This window comes from Bradyrhizobium sp. SRL28 (genome assembly GCF_018596315.1).
Taxonomy (GTDB): Bacteria; Pseudomonadota; Alphaproteobacteria; order Rhizobiales; family Xanthobacteraceae; genus Bradyrhizobium.
In genome coordinates this window covers 1-10,981 of the sequence record NZ_JAHEAG010000093.1, presented here as the reverse complement: position 1 = coordinate 10,981, position 10,981 = coordinate 1, and the positions used below count along the sequence as shown (strand labels likewise).

The 10,981-nt window shown below is 57.4% G+C and carries 4 protein-coding genes and 4 pseudogenes; 3 read left to right on the top strand and 5 right to left on the bottom strand.

Annotated elements, in window-relative coordinates; all coding sequences use genetic code 11:
* Positions 1-238, bottom strand: a pseudogene (locus tag KIP88_RS44415) (IS3 family transposase); the annotation flags it as partial.
* Between the two features lie 227 nt (positions 239-465).
* Here KIP88_RS44415 and KIP88_RS44410 point away from each other — a divergent pair.
* Positions 466-1,845: an IS110 family transposase gene (locus KIP88_RS44410; protein ID WP_214494344.1), complete on the top strand. Its 1,380-nt coding sequence runs from the start codon at positions 466-468 to the stop codon at positions 1,843-1,845.
* A gap of 2 nt (positions 1,846-1,847) precedes the next feature.
* Here KIP88_RS44410 and KIP88_RS44405 read toward each other — a convergent pair.
* Positions 1,848-2,105 (bottom strand): annotated as a pseudogene (locus KIP88_RS44405) (transposase); the annotation flags it as partial.
* Positions 2,106-3,304: 1,199 nt separating this feature from the next.
* Here KIP88_RS44405 and KIP88_RS44400 point away from each other — a divergent pair.
* A pseudogene (locus KIP88_RS44400) lies at positions 3,305-4,621 on the top strand (dicarboxylate/amino acid:cation symporter); the annotation flags it as partial.
* A gap of 1,937 nt (positions 4,622-6,558) precedes the next feature.
* Positions 6,559-7,839: pseudogene (locus KIP88_RS44395) on the top strand (NAD(P)/FAD-dependent oxidoreductase).
* A 552-nt stretch (positions 7,840-8,391) separates the two neighbouring features.
* Here KIP88_RS44395 and KIP88_RS47575 read toward each other — a convergent pair.
* The 3 genes from KIP88_RS47575 to KIP88_RS44385 all read right to left on the bottom strand — a co-directional run.
* Positions 8,392-8,943, bottom strand: a complete 552-nt coding sequence (locus KIP88_RS47575) for a pectinesterase family protein (RefSeq protein ID WP_249791528.1) — start codon at positions 8,941-8,943, stop codon at positions 8,392-8,394.
* On the bottom strand, positions 8,944-9,189 hold the full coding sequence (locus tag KIP88_RS47570; RefSeq protein WP_249791527.1) for a hypothetical protein: 246 nt from the start codon (positions 9,187-9,189) through the stop codon (positions 8,944-8,946).
* A gap of 1,564 nt (positions 9,190-10,753) precedes the next feature.
* On the bottom strand, positions 10,754-10,981 hold a 228-nt coding region (locus tag KIP88_RS44385; protein ID WP_214494343.1), incomplete at its 5' end, for a hypothetical protein.

Below are 10,981 nucleotides of genomic sequence, written 5' to 3'. Positions count from 1 at the left end.
GCAAAGCCAGCAGGCCTCGCAGCATTCGCGAGCCGGCGAAGGGATACTCCAGGTGCAGCCGGTCGAGACGCTGCATGATCTCGAGATCGGCGGCCGATACCGGGCGCGGCAGATAATAAACGCTGCCGCGGCTGATCTGCAAAACTTCCGCCTGCCTGGTGATCGACAGATCGTGCTCGCGGTCGATCATCGCTTTGCGCTCAGCAATCCCGCCTTGGTGAGCGCTCCTTCTAAAAAACTGATCTCGGCGCTGCACGCCCCCTGTGGGATAGAAACGGGTTGGCGATAGACTGCGTTCGGAAGGGAGCGGCCGATACGATTTTGGTGGCATTTAACCCCGTCAAAAAACCTGGTCCATGAGCTGTTGCGGACTTGAGAGTGGTGACGCCGCATAGGCGATCCCGTTTAGGAATCTGATCAATTGCGCAGCTCAGCCCTTCCGCCCTGTCAGCAGGAGGATTGGAGATGAACCGCAAGAAGTCGAAGTCCAAGGTCGACCGTACCATGCCCATGGTGCACCCGAACGCGGCTGCCATCGATGTTGGTGCGACTATGCACATGGCTGCCGTAGGAGCGGATCGCGTACTGGAGCCAGTACGCAGTTTTGGCACCTTCACGGCCGATCTCGATCAACTAGTAAAGTGGTTTGTGGAATGCGGCGTCGAGACCGTCGTCATGGAATCAACCAGCGTCTATTGGATTCCGATCTTTGAGCTTCTCGATGCACGAGGATTTGCCGTGTTTCTTGTCAACGCGCGCGATGCCAAGCATGTGCCGGGGCGCAAGACCGATGTCAGCGATGCGCAGTGGCTGCAGCGGCTCCATTCGTTCGGATTGCTGCGGGCGAGCTTTCGGCCCAAAGGGCAAATTGCGGAGCTGCGAGCCTACGTGCGTCAGCGTGAGCGTCTGCTGGAATACGCCGCCTCACACATCCAGCATATGCAAAAGGCATTGACCGAGATGAATCTTCAACTCCACCACGTTGTGGCCGACATCACGGGAACGACTGGCCTGCGCATCATTCGCGCGATCCTTGCCGGCGAGCGCGATCCTGAGGCGCTGGCGTGTTTGCGCCATTACAGTTGCCACTCCAGTGTCGAGACGATCGCGAAGGCGCTCACCGGAAGCTACCGCGCGGAGCATCTGTTTGCGCTCGATCAGGCACTCGCCCTTTACGACGCTTACCACGAGAAGGCATCTGCCTGCGACGTCCGAATCGAGGCTGTGTTGAAGGAACTCATTATCCATAGGGGTCATGATCATGGATCAGCGCCGCCGGTCTCGCGGCGTCGGAACAGAACCGATCAAGCGAACGCTCTGGCTTTCGACGTCCGCGCGTCGTTGTTTGGGCTGCTCGGAAAGGACGTCACCACCATCGACGGCCTCGGTCATTACCTCTCGCTGAAGCTGATCGCAGAATGCGGCGACGACCTTACCTCATGGCCAAGTGCAAAGCATTTTACCTCCTGGCTGGGGTTGGCGCCGAGCAATAAGGTCTCCGGGGGCAAAATGCTCTCGTCACGAACGCGCCGGTCCGGCGGTCGGGCCGCAGCTCTTCTGCGCCTTGCTGCCGTAACCGTCGGACGCACCGACACCGCGCTCGGCGCCTTTTATAGAAGACTGTCGTCCCGCATCGGCAAGGCCAAGGCAGTCACCGCGACGGCCCGCAAGATCGCAGTCCTGTTCTACAACGCTGTCCGTCACGGAATGGACTACGTCGATCCCGGCGCCTCGTCCTACGAGACACGCTACCGTACGCGAGTGATCAACAATTTGCACCGACGTGCCAAGATATTCGGCTTTGTTCTGCAGCCCTTGGAACCGGGAGCTGGTGCCGTTTCTTAGGAATCGTTCTCCAGCGTCAACTCCCCGATCTTGGCGTGCAGCGACTTCACATCGACCGCCGGCGTGGCAGGCGCCGTGCCCCCAGGTCCAAAAACTCCGGAAGCGCCACCCTCCAGCTGGGCCTTCCACGCCGTAATCTGATTGGGGTGAACATCAAAGTGCTCGGCCAGTCGGGCGATCGTCCGGTCGCCTTTGACGGCGGCAAGCGCCACCTTCGCCTTGAAGGCCGGTGTGTGGTTCCTGCGCGGTCGTCTGTTCATCCTCGCTCCTGATTTGCAGGCACCAGCGTGCCCGCTGTCAGGCAGAAACTCCACCTATCGCACTGTTCAGATTTCCGGGACCGGCTCTTCCTTCGAGCAAATCGTCAGCGATGCATTCGTCAGGTGCCTTCATGGCCTCACTCCTACGTGCGGAGAACATCAGCGACAGCGAAATTTTCTCGCTGGGTGATTGTTGTTCTCATCCTGCCGTCAACGCTGGCCTCGGCCGATGGCTGTCGCGGAGGAGCTGCAAACGAGATGTAATCCCTGTGGTTGGTGTTCAACGTAGAAATTCCGACGAACACACTGGTAACGGGTCTCTCGAATTCGATCTCGAACTTGTACGCCTCGTTGGGAAAAGCGCTTTCGACCGAGGATGTGGCCGCGTCCCGAGAAGGGCAATCATCTTTGTAACTTGTCGGCCAAGCATTCCCGCTTGGTTACCAAGATCATTCCTTCCAGTTCGTTGCCAAATTCGCTCGTCCGCTTGCGCTTCGCTTGAAGCCCTCGGTGTCGTGTAACAGGGGCAGGCGCGCTACGCGCCGTGTCCGCCGTGTTGGTGGCGATCAGCAAGTTCGCTGCGTCTCGTTCATCCATCTGTGAGCCCGAGGTCCCCCTCCCGGCGTCCGGCGCCGTCATTCGAGCGCACGCGGCCCGGGTCGCCGAACCTGAATTATCGAGCAGGCCGAGGCTGCCGGCCAAAGAATGGATCGAGTCCTGGCGCTATCCTCCGGCTGTCCTTGCGGACGGCCGTCTCCATAATCCAACCAGCCAATCAATCAGGTCGCCGATCAATACCGCGCCCAATTCGCGTCAAGAAATTTACGTCGCGGCATCTTCATCCCGGCAACCTGAGCTCGAATTGTGGCGCGATTGATATACGGCGGCAGAGCCAGGGACAGGCTCAGTAGAATATCGTTCAGCTGGACTACTGAAATGCCTTGAACCTGACGTAGCGTCAGGTTGTGGCATGCAATCATGACCAAACCTCCACCACGTACGCGTCGATAGTGCATCGGCTGGGGTGACGGCTTGGTGGCCGTGTGCATGAAAGGTCGGTATGGAACCGAAGGGCGTTTGAAGCGACCCATCGCTGATGAAGGCGCAAAAATGCGATCTTTGGAGGATCCATATCACCTAGGCGTGCGCAGGGCTTAGGCGGCAAGGCAAGAAAGAAAAACAAGAGGGGAGTAAACGTCATGGCGGCAACGATTGTGGTGACGACGTGGCCGATTGCGCCCACCGCATCGAAACCGTGGTACAGGATCCTCTACGTCCAAGTGCTGATCGCGATCGTGCTCGGCGCCCTCGTTGGCTGGCTCTGGCCAAATCTGGCTACCAATGACTGGATCAAAGCGCTCGGCGATGGCTTCATTAAGCTGATCAAGATGGTGATCGCGCCGATCATCTTCTGCACGGTGGTTTCGGGCATCGCCCACATCCAGGACGCCAAAAAGGTCGGACGCATCGGCATCAAGGCGCTGGTCTATTTCGAGATTGTCTCCACTTTCGCTCTGGTGATCGGCCTCATCGTCGGCAATCTGGTGCGGCCCGGCGCAGGATTTGGCAGCGCCGCGGCGAACGCTCAAGCTGTGGCCAACTACGCGAAGCAGGCGGAGGCGCAGAAGACCGTCAACTTCATCCTGCACATCATTCCCGACACCGTGGTCGGCGCGTTTGCGCAGGGCGAGATCCTGCAGGTGCTGTTGTTCTCGATCCTGTTCGGCTTCGCGCTCATGAGCCTTGGCGAACGCGGTCAAGCCATCCGCTCCTTCATCGATGACGTCGCGCATGGCGTGTTCGGCGTGATCTCGATCGTGATGCGGGCTGCGCCGGTCGGCGCTTTCGGCGCCATGGCCTACACCATCGGCAAGTTCGGCTCCGGTGCGATCCTCAACCTGATTGGGCTGATCGCGACGTTTTATGTCACGGCGGCGCTGTTCGTGTTCGTTGTGCTTGGCATTATCGCGCGGATAGCAGGCTTCTCGATCTTCAAGTTCCTGGCCTATGTCAAGGACGAACTGCTGATCGTGCTCGGCACGTACTCGTCTGAAAGCGCACTGCCATCGTTGATGGAAAAGCTCGAGCGTCTTGGCTGCTCCAAATCGGTGGTTGGGCTCGTCCTGCCGACGGGATATTCGTTCAATCTCGACGGCACCAACATCTACATGATTCTGGCGACGCTATTCATTGCTCAGGCGCTCGGCGTCAATCTTTCCTTCGGCCAGCAACTGACCATCCTGGTCGTAGCCATGCTGGCGTCTAAGGGCGCCTCCGGCATAACTGGTGCCGGCTTCATCACACTTGCTGCAACGCTCGCCGTGGTCGATCCGCGGCTGGTGCCGGGCATGGCGATCGTGCTCGGCATCGACAAGTTCATGAGCGAATGCCGGGCGCTCACCAATCTCTGCGGCAATGGCGTTGCCTGCGTGATCGTCGCCTGGTGGGAAGGTGAGCTCGATCGCGAGAAGCTCACGACCAATCTCAATAAGCAGATCGATCCGACCGATCTCGAGAACCAGGCTGACGATGGACTGAGCCGGCTTAACCTGCAATCAAATGATCAGGGCAAAGTCACGAGAATCGATAAAATTCAGGGGAAAGCTCAACGGCTCCTCTGACGTTCACCCCAAGTCATTTCTGATTTTGGGTATTTACGTTGGCGGCGGTATGGGCACCAGCAAGTTGCCCGTGCGAATTTATGAAAACGCGCTGTCTCGTCATTGTGGTTAGGGAATATCATAGACGGTGCCGTTTCGATAGTTCAAGCATAGACAGACCCCGACAGGGCCCTGCCGGTAACGCGCCTCAATGGGAAAAGACCAACCCCTATTCCCAAGGTTCATAGAATAACCGCCGCCTGGGGAATTGAATGGGGCGTTCTTCGGGGCAGGAGCTTGTCTGAACGTAAGGAGCATGCGAACGACTGCGATCACGCCGCCTACGAGCACGCCCTGCGACGGCACAACCGGCGAAGACGCAAACAAAATACATTGACAGAAAAATGAGGGCTAGCGTCATGGGGATATTTCAGTTGCGAGGCGCTTGTGTCTTCCAAACGACTGTGGCGACATCGGGAGCGCCGATTTTGCTAGGAAGATCGTACAGCCTGACGTTACGTACGATTCAAGCCCCCTTAAGGATCCCTGCACAAAACATGTCCTAACTCTCGGTTATGGAAGCGCTATTCACTCGCGACGCGTCGGCTGGACTTTTGCTTTTCGGTCAAGCTCGCGATTTTATCTCTTGAGATTGTCATTGGTAACGTGACGGTGGAGTACGCATGAGGTTTGTAGTGTTTCAACCAGCGCTCACACGCGCCGTTTCGCGACTAAGGAACTGGTTTGTCCAACATCAATGCCAAGCGCTTGCTCAACGCAGGCTCCGGGTCCGGATTTGCTCGGCAAATTGCCCGAATGGTTGTGAGCAAAACTAGCGAAGACGCGTGCTCTGACGTCGATCCGGAAGTCAACCTCTTGCTTTGTGCACTGCCAATGCATACTGTTGCAGTGCGGTGGCGCCATGCGCTACCGCTGCCCTCCTTGGGCGTTTCCTCCCTAGACTTGGGCCGCTTGTTCATTCAAGCGGCCCTTTTTTCGTGTGCTGAGTATGAACGACAGCCTGGAGGTGGAAGTCCGTCTGATGATGGCGAAGGGTTAGTGAGGCGCAAGGCCGTTGTCGCAAGATGGGGTATGAAGAAAGCGTGGAGCAAATCCGGCCCGATTGAAAAGAACCGGATAACCAGGTCTAGCCGCCGGACGAGCCGTTTCTGGCGAGTGGAATACCAAGACCACGTCAGCAAAATCCTCCTTTCTCCCGCAGCAATCTGGTCCCAGGCGTTCGAGCATCAAATCTCAGAAGCGGCCCACAATATTCTATTCATGCGGGCTGTTTTGTTGGGGAATCTTGAACTTGAGATACTGAGCCAGCGGGCCCGCGCTTGATCAGCTGGAAGACGTTGATCAATCCGTGCCAGCATCTAGCGAGTAGAAGATCGAATCTGGGCCAGCATTGCTCTGGAAGCTCCAAATGTATATTTCGAGAGATTGCCGCTTAAATCATCCATGCGCCGTCTAATGACATTTCGGGCCTCGAGGCCGAGAATGCCGGTTGCAGGGAAAGTTGTGGCTGACATCATGGGACACGAAAGCAAAGTCGGGATCACCTTCGGGCTCAAGATCGTAACTCAGGCGGATAAAATCTCAGCTTGTTAATGCACTCACAGTTTCAACGAAGGAGCGTCAACATGCGTTGGTCTAGGCTTACGTTGGTACGAATGTTTCGCCCGCCGGCTCCCGTTGTTTGATGGATACTCTCGGCACATGTAGAAGATAGAGTCCGCTTAGGGCGGTAGCTTGATTGATTCACGCAAGCATTTTTCAGGATTCAGCTGGAGGTGCGGGCTGTCCTAACTTCTAACCCTTTTTCCGATTAGGCAGAGGGAGTTTACTTGATGCAGGGCGATCCGAGGTCCCATGGATTATGGGAGCTGTCTGCTCCACCCGCAGCCCAGACCTGTCCTCTGATGGGGGACATGCAGGTCGACGTCGTCGTCATCGGTGGCGGATACACAGGCCTCTCGTCAGCTCTCCACCTTGCCGAGAAGGTGCGCGGGTTGCTGTGCTGGAAGCGTCCGAAATCGGATTCGGCGCTCCGGACGCAATGTCGGTCTTGTCAATGCTGGCATGTGGGTGATGCCGGATATCCTCGTGACGACGCTTGGGCAAACCTTTGGGGAGCGCCTGATCGAGCTGCTCGGCCGTGGACCACAAGAGGTGTTCGAACTCATCGAGAAGCACGGCATTGAGTGCGAAGCTGAGCGTGCGGGAACGCTGCATTGCGCCGTCGGGCGCAAGGGATTGGAAGAGAGCGAGATTCGCGCCGAGCAATGGCAACGACGTGGTGTTCCGGTCGAGATGTTCAATGCCGAGGAAACACGCCGAAGGATCGGCGGTGGCGACTATGGTGGTGCTCTGCTGGATAAGCGCGCCGGCACTATACAGCCCCTGGCCTATGCACGTGGATTGGCGCGCGTCGCGCTGGCGTCGGGTGCGAAGATATTCACACAAAGTACAGTTCTCGCAGTCAGTGACATCGGCCCGCGCTGGAAGGTCGACACGGAACCGGGTCTGTTCATGCGGATTGGGTGATCGTTGCCACCGACGCCTATGCCAAAGGGCCGTGGTCGCAGGTGCGACAAGAGCAAATTCATCTGCCTTACTTCAACTTCGCGACACCGCCTTTGTTAGCCAATTTGAGAGCGTCGATCTTGCCAGAACGACAGGGCGCCTGGGATACGAAGCATGTGCTCCGTTCTTTTCGCTTGGACCGCGCAGGTCGGCTCGTGTTTGGCAGTGTTGGCGCCCTTGAGGGGAGCGGCTCGTCGGTGCACAGGGCCTGGGCTGCCCGCTCGCTGCGCAAGCTCTTTCCGCAGCTCGGTGACATTCAGGTCGAGGCTGGCTGGTTCGGGATGATCGGTATGACTTCTGACAATTTGCCGCGTTTTCACAAGCTCGACCGCAATGTCGTTGGATTCAGTGGATACAACGGTCGAGGCATCGCGCCGGGTACTGTCTTTGGTAGCCTGCTCGCATCCTACGTCCTCGGCCATGTTGCGGAAAAAAGCCTTCCGCTTCCGGTTACCGCGGTCGAGGAGCCGCGCTTTCGTGCCGCGCGGGAGTCACTCTATCGCACCGGATCTCAGCTCGTTCACTTGGCCGAAGCCTGGCTCTGAGCTGCCGACGGCCAATATCTCTTTCTATTGAGCCGCGCGCGATTCGCGCCAAGGTTTCGCGGTGACTCTTTATTCTAGCCGCACTTGGTGCAGCGTTGCACGCCACTATGCTCAGTGCGGCCATTTTGGTCGTCATGCCGAACTATCCGCAATGGAACACAGCGCACTGCTGCAGATCTTGGCGACACCAAGCCAAGAATCCCCACAATTGATGAAGGACGTGTATACTGCAAGCTCTTGCGTGCAGATGCCGGCGTTGAGCGCTGTGGTTGGGCGGCCGGTGGTGGGACAAGTGTAAGTCGGCACGGCTCCCCGTGCAGGCTGCAAAACAGCGCGGCGGCAAGGGGCGCAAAGCTCAAGAATGCCCTCATTTCCTATTGTGGTGGTGGGTTGGCAGCCAATCCCCGAAGAACTTCTCTAAGCGACCATTGCGTGGCTTCGCTGTTGGTGAGCTGATGGGAGTAGGGCTCGCGCCCTGTGGGATTGCCCCGATGCCGGTGGATTTATATTCGGCGTAATAGGCCGTCCTCGGTGTGTCGGTCTTGCCGGGAGTCATTCGCGCCAACCTTCCGCGATCACCGGCAGATCTAACTTGGTGGACAATAAAACTACCGTAGCGTAAGGGCGCCAAGCGCGGCCGAGGGCAATGCCGTGTCCGGCGGAATCGGCGGTGAGGGTGCAATGATCGAAAACATAGGCGCTGTCCTCGTCCGGCGATCCTTTGCTCTGTGCGGTATAGATAGCCACCTGATTGGCGATGCCATGTAACTCACAGTGCTGAAAATAGGCCTTGGCGTTGCCGAATATGAAATCGACATGTCCCTCGATGTAGCAGTCCGAGAAGTACTGCCGCGACATTCGGCCGTTCGGCCCCTTATTGGCAAACAGTGTGTCTTGTGCGCCGAGCAGGCGGACGCGCCTGATAAGGTCCTTGTCTCCAGTGATGGAAAGCGCCACGGCCTGCGGAGGCGGATTCGCCCGATGCTGGGAGTGGTCGTTTTGAATCGTCAAATTGTCGAGCCGGAAGTCGTCGCCCGATGCGTTCAGCGTCGCCGAATGAGCGGTTCCACCCACATTGATCGCGGCCGCCGCCGTGGACAACAATCATGTCATCCGGCTTCCTGCCGGTGCCCCTATATGAACACCAGGCTTGACGACTTTGACCTTCTCGCAATAGGTGCCGGGCGCGATCAGAATATCGCCGCCTTGCATCGGTAACGTGTCTATGGCCTCCTGCACCGATTGATAAGTCTTGTTATCGGAGTGCGAGACCAAAAGTGGCTCAGCATATGCTCCCGAGAGGCGGAGGCATCCGGCCAGCACGGCAGCGGAAATCATAAGAATCCGCATAGTAGTCTCACTCTTGCTTGGGCTGATGCGATGAGACGCCTAGTCCAGTGACCCGGCGCATGGTGCTCGCCCCGAACCACGGTCAAAGCCGCGTCCAACATCAAATATTGGAACCCATGTGTTCCTAAGACATAGACGCACGTCCATCCGCACCCCACATATCCCGGTCTCGTCATCCGACGCCTTCAACAGCGCTTGACCTCTTATCCATCCCGCCATACTTGCCGTTGGATAGCGGCGTTCCTGAGGCTGTGCTTCTGGCACCGATTGGCAACCGAAACGCCAGCTCCGCTCCTTCAAAATCGCCATGATCTGCTCTTTCGAAAACCGGCTGCGCTTCAGGCGGAGACGGGGACTGTCGAAATTACGACATGCCGCCGCGCCCACGACTCGCAAACGAAAAAAATCAGATGGTCATAACGGATTAGAATGCGCCTGAGGCTTAAGTCTGTTGAAAGCACTGTCGATGGACCGAGGAAGCTAATAGAGACGTTTGGTGAACTGAGATGACTGCTGTCGCTTTCAAGCCCATTTAGTTTTTCGCGCAAAATGGCAGTGTTGTAGGCTCGTCGCCAAGCCCGCGTTTGCCACTCTGCGGCTCAGTCACTCCGCGACGGGACAGTCGTGTCCTTCACCTGCTCAGCAAGAATGGCGATTAAACGTCAGCGCCTGCTAGCGTCTGGATCTTCGTGCTTGCAACGTGAGGTGCCGGGAGGCATGCATCGCGCGGCAGTTCGTGCGCGTGCATCAGGCTGTCCGTTACCGACAACCGTCTGCGGTAGGAACGTTCCGATTGTGGTCCTCACCTCCATGACAGCGACGCTCGTGACGCCAGATTGTTAGGATTGTCTCCAAACTAACAAATCGCCGCTTCTGGCGTCGTACGCCTGACGAGATCGGCTTCGCACGTGTAAGACGGCGATGCAAAGCGTAAGAGAAAATAAGCTCGCTAAGCTTGCAAGAGCGTCGACCTTTACCGAAGGCCGGACTGCGATGTGATCGACAGCTTTCCGTTAACGAATAGCGCTAAGAACTGCCCGTCATTCCAAGCAAGCACGTGAAACTTGATCCCTTGGACGATCTTACTTGAAGTGATCGTGCCAGCGCAGCCGAACACGTAAACGACGTCCGCGTAATTTGAGCCCACCTGAACATTGCTGAGCTCCGAGTCCTTGACGCGACAATGCCCGGTCGGGAGTGAGCGAGCGTCAACCGACTTGTAATCGGCACCCAGGTCATCAGGGGCAGCCGGATTGACGAGCGCTCCACTTGGCGGAGCGCTGGCTTGTGCGGTCGAGGGCCCGCTCGATATCTGGGTTAGCTGCACGAATAGCCACGCGGAGGTCAGAATCGTTGTGCTCCGCAGGGCGACTCGCCAGTTGATGGAACGGCCTGTTATGGCGAATGCTTGAGAGATCTTCATCAAATGCCAGATGCCTGTAGACTTCAATGCTCACTGCTCAGGTTAGGCGGCAGAGGCCGCCTGCGATTCATGATCAAACGCTGTGTGCGAGGTATGAGTCTTCTTTGTAATCAAACATGTTGGCTTCACCTCGCGTTACGTTCACTGTGAAGTTGATGACGTGTCGTGGTAAAAGCCGCTGTACACTCCCAAGCCATTCAGCGCGAGTATTAGGTGTGATGTTTCACCGTGGTGGTAAAGGTTCGGTAACTCGCCCGTAATGTAGAAGTGGCTGACATAGCCGTATCCGCCAACCGCGCCGCCGCGTACGAACACGCCGATCCCGCAAGACACACACCTTTCGGATTCATACACTCCGACGACAAGACC